Source organism: Pseudomonas sp. M20 (genome assembly GCF_045037865.1).
Lineage (GTDB): Bacteria > Pseudomonadota > Gammaproteobacteria > Pseudomonadales > Pseudomonadaceae > Aquipseudomonas.
In genome coordinates this window covers 1160756-1179540 of the sequence record NZ_CP173611.1, presented here as the reverse complement: position 1 = coordinate 1179540, position 18785 = coordinate 1160756, and the positions used below count along the sequence as shown (strand labels likewise).

The 18785-nt window shown below is 53.2% G+C and carries 16 protein-coding genes; 10 read left to right on the top strand and 6 right to left on the bottom strand.

Annotation, left to right across the window (positions count from 1 at the left end; genetic code table 11):
• The first annotated feature begins 118 nt into the window (after nt 1-118).
• The 3 genes from ACI514_RS05375 to ACI514_RS05365 all read left to right on the top strand — a co-directional run bounded on the left by ACI514_RS05375 (nt 119) and on the right by ACI514_RS05365 (nt 3799).
• Complete coding sequence (locus ACI514_RS05375; RefSeq protein ID WP_405123228.1) at nt 119-1153, top strand: histone deacetylase family protein; 1035 nt, start codon at nt 119-121, stop codon at nt 1151-1153.
• A gap of 50 nt (nt 1154-1203) precedes the next feature.
• The gene (locus tag ACI514_RS05370; RefSeq protein WP_405123227.1) at nt 1204-2256 is read left to right on the top strand and encodes an ornithine cyclodeaminase; all 1053 of its coding nucleotides are present in this window, start codon (nt 1204-1206) and stop codon (nt 2254-2256) included.
• Nucleotides 2257-2383: 127 nt separating this feature from the next.
• Nucleotides 2384-3799 (top strand): amino acid permease, encoded by a 1416-nt coding sequence (locus tag ACI514_RS05365; RefSeq protein WP_405123226.1) that lies wholly within the window; start codon nt 2384-2386, stop codon nt 3797-3799.
• An 86-nt stretch (nt 3800-3885) separates the two neighbouring features.
• On the opposite strand, the gene ACI514_RS05360 is transcribed toward ACI514_RS05365, so the two are convergent.
• On the bottom strand, nt 3886-4248 hold the full coding sequence (locus tag ACI514_RS05360) for a DUF6124 family protein (protein ID WP_095050540.1): 363 nt from the start codon (nt 4246-4248) through the stop codon (nt 3886-3888).
• Between the two features lie 719 nt (nt 4249-4967).
• On the opposite strand from ACI514_RS05360, the gene ACI514_RS05355 reads away from it, so the two are divergent.
• The 7 genes from ACI514_RS05355 to ACI514_RS05325 all read left to right on the top strand — a co-directional run bounded on the left by ACI514_RS05355 (nt 4968) and on the right by ACI514_RS05325 (nt 14946).
• Entirely contained in the window at nt 4968-6689 is a 1722-nt protein-coding gene (locus ACI514_RS05355; RefSeq protein WP_405123225.1) for a DUF6119 family protein, read from the top strand.
• 158 nt (nt 6690-6847) lie between these two features.
• Complete coding sequence (locus ACI514_RS05350) at nt 6848-7522, top strand: hypothetical protein (protein ID WP_405123224.1); 675 nt, start codon at nt 6848-6850, stop codon at nt 7520-7522.
• 1129 nt (nt 7523-8651) lie between these two features.
• Entirely contained in the window at nt 8652-8867 is a 216-nt protein-coding gene (locus ACI514_RS05345) for a hypothetical protein (RefSeq protein ID WP_405123223.1), read from the top strand.
• 276 nt (nt 8868-9143) lie between these two features.
• On the top strand, nt 9144-9710 hold the full coding sequence (locus ACI514_RS05340; protein WP_405123222.1) for a hypothetical protein: 567 nt from the start codon (nt 9144-9146) through the stop codon (nt 9708-9710).
• Nucleotide 9711: 1 nt separating this feature from the next.
• A complete protein-coding gene (locus ACI514_RS05335) occupies nt 9712-11847 on the top strand; it encodes a hypothetical protein (protein WP_405123221.1) in 2136 nt (711 codons plus the stop codon).
• A gap of 883 nt (nt 11848-12730) precedes the next feature.
• Complete coding sequence (locus ACI514_RS05330; RefSeq protein WP_405123220.1) at nt 12731-13882, top strand: DNA cytosine methyltransferase; 1152 nt, start codon at nt 12731-12733, stop codon at nt 13880-13882.
• A 230-nt stretch (nt 13883-14112) separates the two neighbouring features.
• The gene (locus ACI514_RS05325; protein ID WP_405123219.1) at nt 14113-14946 is read left to right on the top strand and encodes an HNH endonuclease; all 834 of its coding nucleotides are present in this window, start codon (nt 14113-14115) and stop codon (nt 14944-14946) included.
• Between the two features lie 21 nt (nt 14947-14967).
• Here the strand turns inward: ACI514_RS05325 and ACI514_RS05320 are convergent, their stop codons facing one another.
• The 5 genes from ACI514_RS05320 to ACI514_RS05300 are packed head-to-tail and all read right to left on the bottom strand — an operon-like array spanning nt 14968 to nt 18785.
• Complete coding sequence (locus ACI514_RS05320) at nt 14968-15939, bottom strand: hypothetical protein (RefSeq protein WP_405123218.1); 972 nt, start codon at nt 15937-15939, stop codon at nt 14968-14970.
• Nucleotides 15912-16616 (bottom strand): hypothetical protein, encoded by a 705-nt coding sequence (locus ACI514_RS05315; RefSeq protein WP_405123217.1) that lies wholly within the window; start codon nt 16614-16616, stop codon nt 15912-15914. The genes ACI514_RS05320 and ACI514_RS05315 overlap by 28 nt, the downstream gene beginning before the upstream one ends.
• Nucleotides 16613-17161 (bottom strand): DNA-binding protein, encoded by a 549-nt coding sequence (locus tag ACI514_RS05310; protein WP_405123216.1) that lies wholly within the window; start codon nt 17159-17161, stop codon nt 16613-16615. The genes ACI514_RS05315 and ACI514_RS05310 overlap by 4 nt, the downstream gene beginning before the upstream one ends.
• The gene (locus tag ACI514_RS05305) at nt 17158-18081 is read right to left on the bottom strand and encodes a hypothetical protein (RefSeq protein WP_405123215.1); all 924 of its coding nucleotides are present in this window, start codon (nt 18079-18081) and stop codon (nt 17158-17160) included. The genes ACI514_RS05310 and ACI514_RS05305 overlap by 4 nt, the downstream gene beginning before the upstream one ends.
• On the bottom strand, nt 18078-18785 hold the full coding sequence (locus tag ACI514_RS05300; RefSeq protein ID WP_405123214.1) for a hypothetical protein: 708 nt from the start codon (nt 18783-18785) through the stop codon (nt 18078-18080). The genes ACI514_RS05305 and ACI514_RS05300 overlap by 4 nt, the downstream gene beginning before the upstream one ends.

Sequence of the window (18785 nt, the reverse complement as noted above, 5' to 3'; positions counted from 1 at the left end):
ACGCCATTCCTGAGTAAAAACGCCCGATTAATCCACAAAACCACGAACACAAAGCAAAGAAAGCGCAGCCCAGCCGGAACAGAATATTTGCACTGGCTAACAATAACGGATGCGCAGAATGTTTACAGTTTTCAGTGATTCCCACCGTTTGCACCACGGCACCGAATTGAAAGACGGCGTGCTCAAACCTTCTTTCGAGCAACCGAGTCGCGCCGACACCGTGCACAACCGAGTCAAACAGGTCGGCCTCGGGCAGATCGTCGAACCGCGCGCGTTTGATCGCTCGTGCTACGTCAACGCGCACAGCGAGCGCTACGTCAGTTTTCTCGAAAGTGCCTGGAGCGAATGGTGCGCAACCGGTCGCACGCACGACGCCTTGCCGCTGGTGTGGCCGGTGCGCGATCTGGCCGGCGAAGAGGTGCCGACGTTCATCGACGGCAAGCTCGGCTTCTATGCCATGGATGCCGGTTCGCCGATCACCGCGACGACCTGGCAAGCGGTGAAAACCAGCGCCGATATTGCCCTCACTGGTCTGGCCCTGCTCGATGAAGGCCACGACAGCGCCTTCGCCCTGTGCCGCCCGCCCGGCCATCACGCCGCACGCGAATACATGGGCGGTTATTGCTACCTCAATAACGCCGCCATTGCCGCGCAACAAGCCATCACCCAAGGCGCCAAACGTGTCGCAGTGCTGGACGTCGACTTCCACCACGGCAACGGCACCCAGAACATTTTTTACCAGCGCAGCGACGTCATGTTCGTCTCGTTGCACGGCGAACCGGCGGTGTCCTATCCGTACTTCTCGGGGTACAGCCACGAAGTCGGCGCGGGTGTCGGCGAGGGTTACAACCTCAACTATCCCCTGCCGAAAAACACCACCTGGGAAAGCTATCGCAACGCCCTGGTCCACGCCTGCAAAAAACTCCAGCAATTCACCCCTGAAGTGCTGGTGATTTCCCTCGGTGTCGACACGTTCAAGGACGACCCCATCAGCCACTTCCTGCTGGAAAGCGAGGACTTCATCGGCATCGGCGAACTGATCGCCAACGTCGGCTGCCCGACCCTGTTCGTCATGGAGGGCGGCTACATGGTCGATGAGATCGGCATCAATGCCGTCAACGTGCTGCACGGTTTCGAGAGCAAACGCAGCTGAGCCAGCCCGCGCTCTACAGCCTTTCAATGTCTGGATCGGAGAATAAAAACATGACGCTTTTTATAGATGTCGATGATGCTGCACGCCTGTTCACTCAAGTCGGTATTCGCCGCGCCATCCGCGAAATGGCCGGCTATATCGAAGCGGATTACGCACGCTGGACGCAGTTTGATAAATCACCGCGCACGGCCAATCACTCGGCAGACGGCGTGATCGAGCTGATGCCCACCGACGACGGCCAGCAGTACTCGTTCAAATACGTCAACGGCCACCCGAACAACGGCCAGCAGAATTTGCTCACGGTCATGGCCTTCGGTCTTCTGGCGGATGTGCAGAGTGGCTATCCGACGCTGCTCAGCGAACTGACCCTGACCACCGCCGTGCGCACCGCAGCCACCTCGGCGCTGGTCGCGCAATCGCTGGCTCGCCCGGGTGCGACCTCAATGGCCCTGATCGGCAACGGTGCGCAGAGTGAATTTCAGGCGCTGGCCTTTCACGAAATGTTGGGCATCAACGAAATCCGTATCTTCGATATCGATCGCGACGCCTCCCTCAAGTTGAAGCACAACCTCGCGGCGTTCCCGGACATTGACGTGATTCTGGCCGGCTCTGTGAAGGACGCGGTCAAGGGCGCCGACATCGTCACCACGGTCACCGCCGACAAAGCCTACGCAACCATTCTGACCTCCGAAATGATCGAGCCCGGCATGCACATCAATGCGGTCGGCGGTGACTGCCCGGGTAAAACCGAACTGCACGCCGACATCCTGCGCACCGCTCGGGTCATCGTCGAATTCGAACCGCAAACGCGCATTGAAGGCGACATTCAGCAACTGGACGCCGACTCCCCGGTGATCGAGTTTTTCCGCATTGTGCAGGGTGAAGTGGCCGGACGCGAAAACGATGCGCAGGTGACGGTGTTCGATTCGGTGGGTTTTGCCCTGGAAGACTTTTCCTCACTGCGTTACCTCAACGACCTGGCGCAGGCACAGCAAATCGGCCAGCGCATCCACTTGGTGCCGACGCCGGCCAACATCAAAAACCTCTTCCAACTGCTCGATCCGCAACCGGCCAAAGCCTCGCGTCTGCGCACCGTCAGTTGATCGCTAACCGCCGCCCCCAAGCCACAGGGGGCGATTCACCTTGTGATCAGCCGCTGCACCTCTAACAAGAACGCTCGACACCTACTTTCTGCCAAAACTCAAAAACATAAAATCAAGAGGTTTTGCAATGAAATCGACCCCTTCCGGGCTGTCTGAACAGCCCGCGCTGCAGCGCACGCTCAGCAATCGTCACATCCAGTTAATGGCCATGGGCGGTGCCATCGGTACCGGCCTGTTCATGGGCTCCGGGAAGATCATCGCCCTCTCCGGCACGTCGATCATCCTCATCTACATGATCATCGGTCTGTTCGTGTTTTTCGTCATGCGCGCCATGGGCGAAATGCTCCTGTCCAACCTCAACTTCAAAACCTTCGCCGACTTCGCCGGCGCCTACCTCGGCCCGCGCGCGGCATTCTTCCTCGGCTGGTCGTACTGGCTGAGCTGGAGCGTGGCGGTGATCGGCGACGCCGTCGTGGTCGGCGGATTCTTCCAGTACTGGTTCCCCGACGTACCGGCGTGGATACCCGCCGTCGGCATGCTGGCAACCCTGTTCGCCCTCAACGTGCTGACCGTCAGGCTGTTCGGTGAAGTGGAATTCTGGTTCGCGATCATCAAGATCATTGCCGTCGTGACCCTGATCGGCGTCAGCACCGTGCTGATTGCCAGCTCCTTCGTCTCGCCCAGTGGCGTCACCGCGTCCCTGAGTCACCTGGTGGACAAACAGGCAGCGTTCCCCAACGGCTTGTTCGGCTTCTTCGCCGGATTTCAAATGGCGATCTTCTCCTTCGCCGGCACCGAACTGATCGGCACCGCCGCCGCCGAAACCCGCTCGCCGGAGAAGACCCTGCCCAAAGCGATCAACTCGATTCCGCTGCGGATCATCCTGTTCTACGTACTCGCGCTGACCTGCATTATCGCCGTGACCTCGTGGCAACAGGTTTCCCCCGTCAAAAGTCCCTTCGTCGAACTGTTCCTCGTCGCTGGATTTCCCGCAGCGGCCGGCATCGTCAACTTCGTCGTCCTGACCTCCGCGGCATCATCGGCCAACAGCGGCGTGTTCTCCTCGAGCCGCATGCTGTTCGGACTGGCCAATCAAGACAACGCTCCGGGTATATTCCGGCGACTGTCGAGCAACAGCGTGCCGCTGCTGAGCCTGGCGTTCACCACGCTGTTAATGCTGGTGGGTGTGCTGGTGCTGTTCATCGTGCCGGAAGTCATGACCGCGTTCACCATCGTCTCCACCGTGTCGGCGATTCTGGTGATTTTCACCTGGTCGACCATTCTTGCGTCTTACATCGCCTACCGGAAAAAACGTCCGGATCTGCATGCGAAGTCGGCTTACAAGATGCCCGGCGGTGTGCCGATGGCTTGGTTCTCGTTGGCGTTTTTGGGGTTTGTGCTGGGGTTGCTGGCGTTGCGGCCTGATACGCGGATTGCGTTGATGGTGATGCCGGGGTGGTTTGTTTGGCTGGCGATTGCTTATCAGCTGACGCGGTTGAGGAAGCCGAAAACTGCGGTTAAGTCGGCTAGTCAGTTTGGCTAGATCTGCAAGAAAAAGCCGTCACCTGGAAGTGACGGCTTTTTATTATCAGTGAACGAGCACTTCACCTGCCCATGGCGGGACAGGCTTTACGCCTTCACCTCAACGTTATCCAACGCCTGATTCACCGCCAACTCCCCCAACATCACCACCTGCGCAATGCCCAGCGCGGTTTTGCGGTGTGAGGGGTCGAGTGCTGCGGCGAAGTTGTTGAGCATTTCCGAGGCAGAACTCAGCGTCTCACTGGCATTGGCCAGCAGGGATTCCGAGTCGTACTTCGGATTGGCTAGGTACATGCGCTCGGGCTCGTTGACGCTGGCCATGATGTGGCCGGCGGGAAGGAGGTAGTGATCGAGCGCGCGCTCGGCGGCTTCGTGGAGTTTTTTGGAGTTGAGGGATTCGTAGGGGGATGCGGGATCGGTTTCTGGTGGGTTGGGCGTTACTTTGAACATAGATGGAACTCCAGCACTAAAAAATGGGAGCCATCCACTCTCGCTACCAAACGAAGGGTGGTGACCATACACAGGTTGGTAGACCGGAGCACTGGAACCGGCGCTTCCGAAGAAGCCCTGAGCATGGCCACCATAATCCAGGCGCAAAAATGCGACTGCATGAGGTGACGCGATGCATCAGTGCTGCGGGTCTACCAAACCCGATCACTGGATTTCAGTGACCCAGGAACGATAGAACCCGCTAGCTAGACGCACAAGCCGGCGGATTCTGTCTTAGATGTAGGGGGTGGCGCAAGGGAGTGTAGGGCCAAAGGCGTATTAGATAGCTTCGTTTAAACACACGCAGACTTTTGCTGTTTAAATTGATGTGGCTAGGTAGATTCTGTGCAAAAAGTCGGGGCGGTTATGATCACCTTGCCCTGCAGCCCGTTTTATATGTAGAAGTACTTTCTTACAAAACCTAGCAACTGCAGGCTCAACCACCTCTTTCCGCTTATCCTCCTGAAAACCGATAGCCCCTCTCGTATCGTCAATAATCCGTCAACCAGCGCATCAGTTTGGTGGCAGCATCGGATCCACCCCTCTCCTGGAAAAAATACGTTTTCTGGCCCATAGTCATGCTGGCCCACTGGTGGCCTAACCCGTGCACGGGCCCGAGGATGAGCCTCGGGCGCATACCAGATCTCCTTCCATGATCAGCTTGCTTCAGGAGTGCTACCTTGCCCAATCCGGAGAAAGTTAGGACGCTTTCCGTACGGTTACTGCGTAGTGAGTTCGGAACCGACGAAGCTCTCAAGGAAGAATACGCAGCGGGAGGGCAGCGCAATCGGCTCATACGTAGTGACTGGACGGGGATCGACGGCGCAGAGTTTTTGATAGGCCAGATCTTCACCAGCAGGCCTGGCTGGATTTCCTTCGTAGAGGAACAAGCAGGTGCACAGCCTGACAACCTCATCGCTAGCGGCGCCGGTGCCGTGCTGTTTCTGCCAGTCCATGATCGGATCTTCGCGATCTGCTTTGGGCACATCCACATGGCGTTGGAAGATGAAGCGTTTGAGCGCCAGTTCGGCCTGAAAGTCACGCTGAACTCGGTGCCGCGCGATGGATTGCGCACTCTTGATCTAGCGACCCCTGACGCAGTGACGTTCCAGAAGCGTGTACAGGCCAGCAAGGACAGCGATATTCAAGACTTTGGGGTCGATGTGCTGAGGGATCTTGCACGCGTTGCTGGGGGCACCCCTAGCGACGCAAGTTTTGCGAAATTCGTTGCTGGTCGTGACAGCCTTTCTATCACCTGCAAGCTGGCTTCTGATGATCTGCTAAGCAAATGCGAACAGATTCTGCAGGTCTATCTCACCAACACCTACAAGCAGCGCTTTCCTTGGATCGACAATATGCAGGTTGTCAGGGACAGGGGCACCTTGAACGCCCTTGATCGCAGACTGTTCGCTGCGTTAAACGCGTTGCGTGATGGAGGGGACAGCGAGCTGCATATGGCGCCTCCAGAGATCGTGGATTACCAAGAAGGATGCCTACTTCACTACAACGGTTTCGGCAGCAGCGGGACTGATTTTCACAGTCTGTCGATCGAAGACTACGTTACCGAGCTCGATCGCTGCGACTTCGACGGCACCATTGATGACATCCGGGACCGTCATTACATCAAAGCCAAGGCGCCTGACTCAGAGCTCTTCAAAGTCCAGTGGCGTGTCTACCATTGCTTCACTTTTGAGACGAGCATCCGAAATGCGGGTGTCATCAACAGCTACGTCCTGTTCTCGGGACAATGGTACTGCGTCGAGCGCAATTTCAAGCGCCAGGTGGAGGCTCGTTTCCAAGCCATTCCGAGGGTGGCGATTATCGGGCCGACGCATTGCCGGAATGAGCGAGAGCTCATTGCTCATCTCGAGGAAAGTCGGGCTGACCTGCTGTGCCTGGATCAGGTGAAGATCAATCCTCAAGGGGTCCGGTACGCAAACATTGAGCCGTGTGACTTCCTGTCAAATGCCAGGCAGTTCATTCATTTGAAGGACGGACATTCGTCAGGCCCTATCAGCCATTTATGGTCGCAAGGCGTCGTCAGTGCTGAAGCGCTGGTCAGTGACGCGGATTTCCGCAAGAAGTTACGCAGAGTCGTGAGTACTCGCAGAAGGCCGGCCTTGGCGCTGTTGCCTGCCATCAATGGTCGCGTGGCTCGGGCTGATTACACCGTTGTGTATGGTGTGATGCGCAAACCCTATAGAAACGGCGATCTGGATCTTCCTTTTTTCAGTAAAGTCAGTCTGCAGGCTGCGGTGGATCGAACAGAGCAACTGGACATTCCTGTAGCGCTGGAAATCATCGCAAAACCTGCGCATGAGCAGGATGAGCCAGGCATAGCTGGCGAGGAGGAAGGCAACGAGGTTGAGAACACCAATGCAGAGCTCGGAGAGGAGGAGTAGGTAAAACCGCCGCAACTCTCCCTCACCATCATTCAGCAAGCCTAATAAGACAAAATGAGAAAAACATACAACAACGGGGACGTATCTACTAACTGCCACAACATGTAAAAAACAAAGTACATCATCAAAATAGGACATTAAAAAAAGGAAATACCAAATTGGACGACAGCTCAGACAAATTACGCCGCAACGTCATGCTTATCGGCGCCGTTATCATCTCCACAATTTTATTTGACTTTTCATTAAAAACATCAGGCTCAATCCTCGGCCTCATCGAAATTCGCGAAATCAGCCAGCTGAAAACATGGCTTTGCTTATCGATCCTCCTCATATATTTTTTTCTACGATACGTTTTCTCAGACCAAGTCACTGAGGACCGAAAAAAAATGAAAACAGGGATTACGAATTTACGCATAAAGGCAGCTTACAACTTATTGAACAAGCAAATAAGCATTTATCTGAAGAAAGATAAAAAACCTTCATGCATCACATCGCGCCTTCCCCCACTGGGCTTGAATGACAAATACCTCCGAACGACCCCACTTAAATTCAAGGTCACAATAGACGCGCTTGAAGAAAATTGCGGCACTGGCGTCATTACAATAAAACACCAGAGAACTGAAACCACGAAAACGAGCAGCTCCACAGTGGAACATAAGAACCTTATTTTCAAACTTACTAAATATCAAAAAATCAAAATACTGATCAGCACATTAATTCGCACACTGACACTTTCAAAAAGCGCAGTAGACTATATCGCCCCACTAACTATCTCTTTCGCCAGTTTATTAGCATGCACATATAAAATCGTAACACTCATAACCCCGACTTAACACACCAACTAGCACACACCTGAAGGAGCTAACAACATATGCCCTACGTCCAGTTCTCCGACGAAACACACCTTGAGATCATTAGTTCATTTGGCGGACCTCAAGCTCACCTTGCAAACACTGCCGAAATACCAACTTGGGATATTCGATGGAAATTATTTGCGGCGAAGTTTACAAACTCTTTAGTCCCCTTCGAATGTACCGAAAGGTGGGAAGATCAATCAGGTAAATTCCCAACAGAGTAACTATGAGCTTCCCAAGCTGATAACGACGTTTCGATCCACCTCCCACGCTCCACTACGCAATCATCCAATGATGATTTGGTCGATCCGTCTCGCCTCATCCGCGAGCAAGGGCACGTATTAACGACTTGTAAGCCTCCGTCCTATCCCAATCCTGATAAACTTCCCCAACCTTCACCCCTCTGATCCAGATCCCCCCAATGCCTCTACAACCCGCCCCACTCTCCCGCCGCTTCTCCGTCGCCCCGATGATGGATCGGACTGACCTCTCTCCTAGCTCCCACAAATAAAGGCCCAAACCCCTCCCCGCAGAACCGCGTACCAGCTGCGTACCAGTTTTGTCTCCCCCCCCTCTTCCTTACATTTCTTCTGCCGACGGCTGTAGCAAATTTTAAGCATCGGTTTTCGGGTCCAATCCGGGCACTGTTCATCGTGGCAGCAGGCGACTTCGTGCGCGTTACTCCAAGCGCATGGAAGGCTAGCCAACGTCACCGTCTGTGCTTGACCCCGTTTTTTTGGTTGACCCATGGGGAAAAGGTAATATTGGTAATGTCCTCTTTAGTTTCAGAAAAAACCTAATAAATACAGCGAGTTACAGGTGACTCACAAAGGTAATAATAGGGTAAGGAAAAGGTTAGAAAATTACCTTTAGGGGTAGTAATTTCAGCTGTCTATCAAACCCAATAAAATCAGCTACTTGGCGAAATATTACCTCCAGCCTTACCAAATATTACCTTCGAAGGTAATACGGCAAAGCCACGACCTGTAAGGGCTACAGCCCATTTCCCGCATCGGCTTACCTAAATTACCTTTTTCCCAGCATTGAACTGGAATCAGCCCCCTCGGCGCCCTGCTATGCTTCCCGCTTTCCGAATGGAGTCGAATGCATGGCCAGCGAATATTCCCTTACCGTCATCCTTGAAAAAATGTATGAAAATCAACTGGGCCTCGAAGCTGCGTTGATGGAATTGGTACTGTTAGTGGAGCAGCAAGGAAACGAGATCGTTGGAGAGAATGCCCGCGTTGCACTTGAGCGAATTGGGGAGAACGCGGGGTTTATCAACCAGGGCCTGGCACGACTACGAAACCTGGAAAACGAATAGTTTTTGCTCGGTGTTCTCAATGGCTGCTAGCGGTCTGAGTAGGCTCCAAGCTCAATCTCAGGCCCGTTCGGCTTTTTGGAGAGCCTTCCCATAGACTGTTGTCTGTGGATTTGATAGCGTTTGGCCATATTTTGAATCCAGAAATGCAAATTTTGCGATCTGACTTCACTCTAAATATTTTCACGAAATCAAGGACGTAGACGAGTGATAACAGCAAATTTATTCATTGACTGGGACTCGGCCTCTAGAGTGACGCGAATAAGGCCGAACAGTGACATGCCACTGCCTATGAGACTTTCCTGCACTCAACAAGCATTCACAGAATTGCAAGACAGAATAATAAGCAAATTAGCAGAAATTGAACCGAAATCACCCATTAAGATATTAAAGTCTAGAATCTATCATGGCTGGCATAGAGGTAAGACACCTTCTGCGGACAAGGTTGTTTGGGATCAACTTAGAACTCAATTAAAAGCCGTATCCAGAAACGGGATTTCCTATCTACCCGATATTGAATTTGGCAATGAGCTAATATGCAGAGGAGCACGAAGTCCTATTTTTGATACTTTGCGGCCGGATCGAAGCAACCCTGGATCTTCAAGCCAGAAAATGGTGGACACCGCTTTAGTTTCCGATCTCCTAAGCTTCTGTCGCTCTGAAAGTGGCAGTTTCAGAAGAAACGAAAAACCTACCACCTTGGCCATAGTAGTAGGTGATGATGATGATCTTTTGCCAGGTGTATTTGTTGCTGAGGCGTGGGGGTTACCGACATACGTATTTCGGATCACACGTGACCACGACAATAAGCATTTAAGTACAAACGGAATAATTCATAGGATTTGAAATGAGCATAGCACAAGCAATCGAAGACATTAAATTATTCTGCGACCCGTTTACTGAGATCGCTCAAAAGCCTGTGGCCGGAAAGAAAAGAATCATATTAATCCGAAACGGCAGAGAGCTAACTTTCGACCTAGACGTAGAAACAGGCAGAATCTCGGCAAAGCATAAAAAAGCCGAATACAAAGATATTAAAACACTTATTGCATCAAGTGAATTTTCGGACATAAAAAGATTCGCAGAAACTCAAAAAAGATTCTTTTCCCAAACAAAAGAGAAACCAGTAATAGAGTCAGAAATAAGCTATGGCGGAAACGACATACTTGCAAAAGACCTTGACAGCAATATAAAAATCACAGATGGCAAGGTGACTTTGGTTTTGCTAGACGGCCCGGCGGGAGTAGGCAAAACCTTCCAAATTACTGAATTAGCAAAAGCACAATACAATAAGTTCCTCTCAGATAATCTTAGCCCTCCAGTAATCATCATATCTAGTAGCGGGCGCCGGCTATCTAACTTCAAGGACGTACTTGCAGCCACAACTCAAGACATGGGAGCCTCCTTCACGGGGGCACACGTACCTATGCTTGTTAGGCACGGATTGTTGATTGCAGCAATTGATGGATTTGACGAACTCGTGGATGCTGATGGGTATGAGGACTCGTGGCGTGCTCTAAAGGATTTCATTGAAGAAATTGGTAATTCTGGCAAGGTCATACTTGCTGCGCGAGACACTTTTCTCGATGAGCAGGAACTGATATCTCGCATTAGCACCGAAAACAAAGGCGCTATTGATCTAAAGCTTGCACACATAAAACTTGCAACAATTGAAACCGCAGTTAAGTACCTATCGAACTCTAAGTGGAAACCTACCGACCTAGGCCAAGAAATAACAGCTGATATATTCTCGAGTAACAGCTACGCCTTACGCCCCTTTTTTCTTAGTGTGTTAAGGGATGCCGGTGGATGGTCAAGCGTGAACTCGGAAGGCTTCCGCTCATTCCTAGTAAACAATCTTATTGAGCGTGAATCCAAAATACTTTCAAAAACTTTCGGCAATTTGAACAGTGAGGATATTGCACCAAACCTGAACACTCTCTTTGAAGAGGTCGCTTTAGAAATGGCCACAAGGGAGAATAATTTAATTGAAATAGACCACCTAGCTTTTCTGACAGACTATTGTTTTGGCGAATTACTGGATGATAACTCTCGCCGAAAACTTACTCACAAGGCCGGCAGCATTTCCCTCCTAGAGACCTCTGACGTTAAGGACAAAAGGAAATTCCCTCATACAGAGGTACAATATTATTTCCTAGGGAACGCGTTAGTAGCGCAATTAGCCAAAAAATCCATCCCTAGCGTGCTTCGCAGAACCATTCTAAGTGCGGAGCATCTAGAAGTGTTCGCGGAGGTTTTCACGCGAGCAGAACAAACAGCAAAAATAGCAATGGACTATCTATATGCGACAATCAACGGAGATTCATCCAACGATGGTCTAGCATCAAACGGAGGGGCGATGGTATTACTGAGCTTTGCCATGGGCCTTACTGACCGAATCGATTACCTTGTAGTAAATGATGCAACTTTCGCGGGCGGCTCTCCAAGCGGTGCACTTCAAGATGTCACGATAAGTCGACTAGACATTTGTGGCAGCGATGTTTCCAATGTGAATTTTGAGAAAGTCAAAATTGGAACTCTTGTAGTTAATGAATTCACTATGTTCGGCAGCAGCGTACCGAGCCTGGACGCGCTAGAGATTCGAGGTGAGAATCCGCGCACCGAAAGAGAACCAAGTGAAATTGAAGCGTTCATTCGTAATCACTTTGCTGATACGGACATAGGAAAACTCAGAGAGCATCCTGCGGTTTATCTATTAGAGAAAGTTGCTCGTAGATCGGTAAGATATTGCTACCTCCGAGATGGAGACGATGACGAGGGATCATTCATGCTGCGTGATGAACACTGGCCTCAAGTTAAAAGTGTTCTACTTGAGCATGGCCGAATGGAAGTCAAAAAAGGTAAGCCTATGCATGGCAGGCCAGCCGCGCTGATGAGAGTTAAGCGCCCCATTGAACTACTCGACTTTAAGTCTCCGGAGACTCTGGCGATCATAGATCAGCTCACTAAGGAAGGTGCGTAGCTTCATTGCTGATCTCAGGGTCGATTCTCACCAATAGCTGTCAGCCGCGAGCGGCAGCTATTGGCCGGTTGTAACCACGTGAACATGCCCTGTCTCATTGACCAACTGTGAAATGCATTAAAAGCTATGGAAGCCAACTGACCCGGGCTTTTGAGTCGATTCCTCCAGCTCCGGGAAATTTCCCAAATTGGTTCTGAGGCGAACTATTGAGAAAACAAAAACTCAATAGAACACGCTTTTTAAAACCTCATCCCGCGTAAGCATTGGCTTAGAAAGGTCAGCTACCGACTTGACCTGAGCAAGGCGCTGCGCGACTCAACTTCACTTCTTTGCAAAACCTTTCACTCCCTGAAATCTCGATGAGCCTCGGGCCTAAGGCAGCGGGCTTGGGCGGGGCCATCGTTTGCATTGCCAACGTCTTTGCACAAATGAAGGATAAGAAGCCCGTCGGCGGGAGGGGGATAAGTGCTTTTCCAACAATATTTTCTTGGCCGCATGCCCCTTTCGGCCGGTTGCTCTCGCATGCCCACGGTCATTCAAGCCTGACATCCTCATTAAGCCTCCACGCTCGTGCAGATTACGGATACTGTTCTTCGAAACGTGATTGCTGATTTTAGAAAAGCAAGGGTTGTTGGCGGGGCGAGTTGAGCTACGATCGCTGCTTTCATGAACGCAAGAGATGTTTCATTGGTCGGAGAGACAGGCTACCCATCGCGGATTCGCTTACCCTTCGCTACCATTGCACGTTGACTCAATGCACACGCAAAATGTACTGTCTATACATACAGCTTTCAGAGGCATTGATGGATGCTGCTCCAGAAAGTTCTGCATGAAGGAAAACTGAGGATTTCTGTTACCTTCTGCTCCGATTGGGTCGGTCTTGATGGTTTTGCTCAAGACGCCTGCCCTATACTCTGGCTATGAAAAAATTATCAGCATGCATATCAATATGACACCTAGTAAATTCCGTGTAATCGACCTTTTTTCCGGTGCTGGCGGCATGACGCTGGGCTTTACAGATGAAAGATTTTGTGGTGGGTTCGAGTGCGTTTTGTCGGTAGACAATGATGCTGCTGCAATGAGAACGCATGAGCAGGCATATGCAGCTCCGGGCGTGGTCGGTAATATTGAGGATTGGCTGCAAACAAATCCCGACATCCCCCCTGCGGATGTCGTCATCGGTGGTCCGCCTTGTCAAGGCTTTAGCCTTCTCAACAAAAACAGGACAGGGGATGGCCGTCGAGCTTTGTGGGAACCATATATGGACGTCGTGGAGCAGTGTGGCGCCAAGATGTTCGTTATGGAGAACGTACCTGAGTTACTTCGATCCACCGAGTTTTTAGATATTCAGTCTCGGGCAACGTCGATGGGTTTCGAGACGATCTTCGATGTGGTGAACACTGCCGATTACGGTGTGGCACAAACTCGAAAACGGTTGATTATCATCGGGTGGAAAAAGGGGTTAATTGAAGCGCCTGAGTTTCCGGTTAAGACCCATTCCAAGAACGCAGATGACCGACTGCTCCCTCCGTGGAGAACGGTCAAAGATGTGATAGGAGACTTACCGGATCCTGCTGGCGTTCAAATTCGAGAATGCGCTCCGCCTTTGAATTTACATTTCGGCCGCACCCCAACAGAGAAAAGCCTCGCTCGGTACAAGGCTGTACCTCCTGGCGGCAACCGATTTGACTTACAGCGAAATGCACCCGAGATTACTCCTGCATGCTGGATCCGGAAGACGTCGGGTGGAACCGATCTTTTTGGGCGCCTTTGGTGGGACAGACCGAGCGTAACTATCAGAACTGAGTTTTTTAAACCAGAGAAAGGCCGCTATTTACATCCAGAAAAACATCGTCCGATAACTCACCGCGAAGCGGCAAGAATTATGGGATTTCCAGATGATTTTCCTTTTCAGGGCACGAAAATTGAGATTGCCCGGCAGATCGGGAACGCTGTCCCACCACTTCTCGCTGGTGCCATAGCGAAAGTCGTATACAAAGTTTTGAATATAAAGTTAGAAAGCAAGGCAGCTTAGGATAAGCGGCAACTGACATTTGCCTTTTAACAATTGCTGAAGTCGAATGGCACTCTAATAGTGCTTTTACTTTTTAGTATATATCAGTTGCCTCAAATTTCATGGGAGATGATGAGTTGGCAAGGCGGTCAGGGAAACTGCAGGATGATCCAGAAAGCTTGCGACTTCGGTTGTTGGAGCTCATTAAGAACTTCGGACATGAATTGAGTCATGGAGACCTACGGGCCCGAGTGATTTCATTGGTCCCAACCTTTCATGCGCTAAGAGACTTAGGTAGTTCTCTGATTCCGAAAACAAGTGCTGCGTCCGCGAGGGACCGCATAATCCTTTATCTGGTCACCTACCCTCGCAAGGTCATAAAGGGCGATGAGTTGATGGTGGTTGCGGGTATTGGTGAATGGGCAAGGCGGGTCCGTGAGCTTCGCGTTGAGCAAGGCTGGAGTATTGTTACAGGCGTTACAGCGGAAGAAATGGTTAAAGCTGGAGACCTAGACTTAGCCGTATTGGGTGTCGACTCATTAATGGTTGATGACTACGTACTGCTAGATGAGAAACAAGATCGAGATGCAGCATTTCGTTGGAACAGTGCAAACACGATTCGTAAAAAGAAACTTGCGGTGAAAGATAAGCTGCTGGAGTTCTTGCAAGTGAATGTGGGGCGAGCTGTTACAGGTGAAGAGCTTCGTTACGTCGCTGACGGCTCAACTGAATGGGCACGGAGAGTAAGGGAGCTGAGGACAGAAGAAGGATGGTCTATCGCGACCAGGACAACAGGACGCCCAGATTTACCGATTGGTGCTTATGTCCTTGAGGACATGAATCAAACGCCACCACATGATCGAAAAATACCCGATGATGTTCGAGGTGAAGTCCTCGTTAGAGACGGGTATTCCTGTCAGCATTGCAGATGGACTCATTCGATGTGGAACGCCTCAGATCCTAGGCATCTGGAGTTGCACCATGTTCTTCACCACGCCAAAGGTGGGAAAAACTCCGTGGATAATCTCATTACACTGTGTACTATCTGTCATCATAAAGTGCACAGGAAAGAAAAGTTTGAGTGATCAACGGTCAGGTTTGCTGCATTATTGCGTTATCAATTTCAATTTCGCTCCAAGCTGATTCGCGCTAACTGCAGCAGCTTTGAACACGCTAGCATTTCCCGGCGGAGGTGTCGGGCCATGTACATGCGCAGCAAGTTGAATGTTCATCTCCTGCAGTAAATCGAGCGTCTCACACACGACTTTGAATAAGTTTACATCCTGTGAACCGATCCAACTTTTCGGTGCCTGCATCCGCTGGCTAATTCCCGCCATGCTTTGGCGCAATCCCTCAATCCGCTCCTGCATATCGCCACCCACCGTGGAGTTGTGCTTCTGACCCACAACCAAGTTCAGATCCCGGCCGGTAGCTTGGTGCAGATCGTCCACCGCCGCCAGGCTCGCTGATCCGCCCGACATCAGTTTGAGCGCGCCCAGCGCCTCGATCGTTTTCACACCACCCACTGTCTCGGTCGAGTGGTCATCGATCGTCTGCGTGTGGCTCTGGAACTGCTCGCGGTTGTCCAGAGCTTCAACCTCGCGCTCTATCGCCTGATCACGGATCTTGCCATCGGTCTGACGTAGCCAGTTGCCGTCGGCGTCAACGCGCTGCTGGGCGGCTTCACTGTGCTGCCACACCTGATCTCCTTTCGGCACCTTCGGCATACTCAGGCCGTGCGGCAAGATCGATTGAATGTAGGGCTTGTTCGGCAGGCCGTAAGCAAAGCAAACCACGACCCGCGTGCCTTCCTCCGGAAAGGCGTAAATGCCCATTTCCTCGCCACCGGTGGGCAGTGGTAACGGAACGCCAGTGAGCGGCGGCATGGCCGGGTCTGGTTCATCGTCGGCGCCGAGTACTTCGATGTCCACGGCGTAGCGCGGACGGAAGTCGTCGCACAGTCCTGCGTCCGCCGGCGCGTCGGCCACGGCGACCACCCGGGCAAATCGCGGAAGGTGATAACCACCGGTGAGTTCGGGGAATTGTCGCTCTACAGCGCGGCGGATTGCGTCTTCCATCGGATAGCCATCTGGTCGTTGGTCAGCATCACCGTGGTGATGCGCTCGCCGTTGTTGATCGTTGCACCTGGTCGCACGCCGGGAAGGGCCGCGACCATTGCGCTCTGGTTGCCCTGGTAGCCGTCAAACAGCTCCGTGGGGATTTGCAGCGGCGCACGGGCGCCGAAAAAACTGTCGGCCCAGCTGCCGGCGAACACTTCACCGTTGCCCAGCTGGTGCCAGGTGAAGTCCGGAATGCTAAACACCCGGGCGAGACTGTCCATCGCCTGGTAACCGGCGGCAAGGCTGTAGAAATACGGCGCCTTCACGCTGGCATAAGGCCGATCGGGAACACGAAAGCGCAGCCCGGTCTGTTCGCTGACCTGGGCCAACACGGCGCGCAGATCCACGTGACGCAGATTCAACGGCAACGGGTTGGCCAGCACGGCGGCCAGCTCACGGCAGAACAGCACCTGTTCGACCGCATTGGCGGCCGTGCAGCGCTCGACGTAGCCGATAAAGTGCCGTTGCAGCGTGCCCTCGTTGTAGCCGATATCCAGCGTCACCAGGCCTTTCAGCGGCACAGAGGATTGAACTGTGAAGTTCGCCCGGCCGGGGCTGGTAGCGTCCAGCCTGACGTCCTCCTTGATGAGAGCGATCGGGGCGCCGTTGATGGAAAATATCTTGTGCAGTTTCACGTCTGCTCACTCCCGCCCAGCCACTTTTCCACACGTCCCAGCACTTTTTCAAAGCCGCTCAGCGCGGGGTTGTCGCTGGTTGCGTCACCGGCACCGCCTTCGCCGACCGCACTGCCCGGGGCGCCTTGAGCGTCTACCTTGTTGCCAGCGCGCCGGCCTTCGACTTTCTCCGGGTTCGATTCGCGTTCGCTCAGCGTGAATTGCACAAGCCAGGCTTTCAGGGTGTCCGCTTCCCGCGCACTGACGCCGTCGGAAAACTCCACCTGACGCACGCCGAAAGTTTCGGCAGTGTCGTTCACGATCCGATACAGATGCAACTGACCACCGCCGGCCGTGGCTTCAGCCATGCGCAACAGATCCGTCAGTTGGGTTTTATCCACAAAGGGAATCATCAGCGAGACGGCCAGCGTCTTGGGCTTAAAACCTTTGTGGGCCTTGTCGGTGTTGCTCGTCTGGCCGGACATGTCGCCGCTTTCGATGCGCAGATTGGCCGTGACCTTGAGGTTCTTGCCCTGGACTTTTTGCCCGTCGAGTAACAGCGTCATAGGCCCACCAGCTCCCGCACAAAACTCAGACCTTCTTTGCTGCCGACAAGAAGCAGGCCCGCGCATTGAATCCATTCATGGCCCGGCGCATCGCCGGCCAACAACTCGCGGCGTAATTCGCCGGCAGTGCCTGGGCCAATCATCCGCGCGCGCATGCTGACGTCAGGGTTGCCACCGGCCAGCAGGTCTTTCAGGTCAGCCAATTGTTTATCTCGCCCCTGCTGCTGGGCGCTCTTGCGAGCTGCCAGCGCTGCCAGATCGGCCAACGGCGAGCTGTCAGCGGCGTAGCCTTCCAGCACGGCTATCTGCCCCGCCATCGACTGTTTGGCAGCTTTGACCACCGTGCATCGCTCCAGCGGCAAACCCTGCCAGCGCGGTAGAGTTCCGGCACCGGGGATCTCCCACTTTTCGCTCTCCAGTTTCACCAGGTGTTGTGCCCGGCGCTCGGTACGCACCAGGTCGGGGATCGGCAGCAGAGCATTGAATCGCGCCAAGCTGCTGGCCAACTGCTCCAGCCGCGTGCCCAGGAACAGGATCGACAGCGCGTATTGCGGCCCGGTTGGGCGCCCGCTGTCGCTGGCGTCTTCCAGTTTCTTGACGAGATGTTCCAGCGCGTTGGGCGCAGACAGAAAGCGCTGATAGCCCACGCCCTGGCCAACTCCGCTTTGAAACGGTGTCACAACCAGGCACGCCGGCACCTGGCCCAACTGCTCGGCGAGCGCGGCGCGTCCGGCGGCGATCGCGTTTTTGGCAGCATCACCGACCGGCCCCGGGTTGGTGTTGGCCAGGCCACTCAGGCCAGCCAAGCGCTGGGCGGTGCTGACCAGCTCGCCGCCGGCCAGATCCTTAGCCGCTGACAGCCCGCTCATCCACTGCGTGGCCTGCTCCGGCCAGCGCATCGTCACCGGTGCCCAGGTCATGCCGGCGGCGTCCAGGTAATGGCTTTCATTACCTTCAGATTTTTGTCTTTCTGCGCCTTTGCCACAGCCTGGCGCAGAGTTTCCGCATGCTGCTGCGCCGCTTGCCGGAAGCGCACCAGGTCAAGGCTGACTTTCTGCAATTGTTCGATGGTGTGCGGCCGGAAAGTCATTACCTGATGAGCGTCATAACATGGGTAAACATCGTCCATGCCCAGCAGCACCTGGCCATTCAAGTTCACCTGGTCATCGATTGCGCTGCCGTAACGGTATGGCTCACCCAAGGCGCTAGAGTTAAAACCGCCGGCGATGTACGCCGCGCATTCGTTGGCGATCGCTTGTAGTTTTTTGTCCCGGAGTGCAGCCAGTACGGCTTCAATGTCGTCAGCCCATTCGCCGTCCTTCCAGACTTGGTTCGGCCCGGGTTTCTTCATGGTGAAGCCCGCAGGCACTGCTTCGAAACCTTCTAACGCTCGCGGCTCGCCGGTGTCCGTGCTGTACACCACGACGCCGCCGAAGTAGTCCACCAACTGCCAGGCCTTGCCATTCCACCATGCGGCTTTGTGTTCCGGGATCGCGGGCGGCTCCGCTTCGACGCATCCACCAGGAATCAGATAAACGCCCGCCTCCAGCGGCGATTCATCTGCTGTCACAGCGCCAATGAAAATGCCGAGGTAGTCGGTCTGATAAACGAGTTTTCCAGTCAT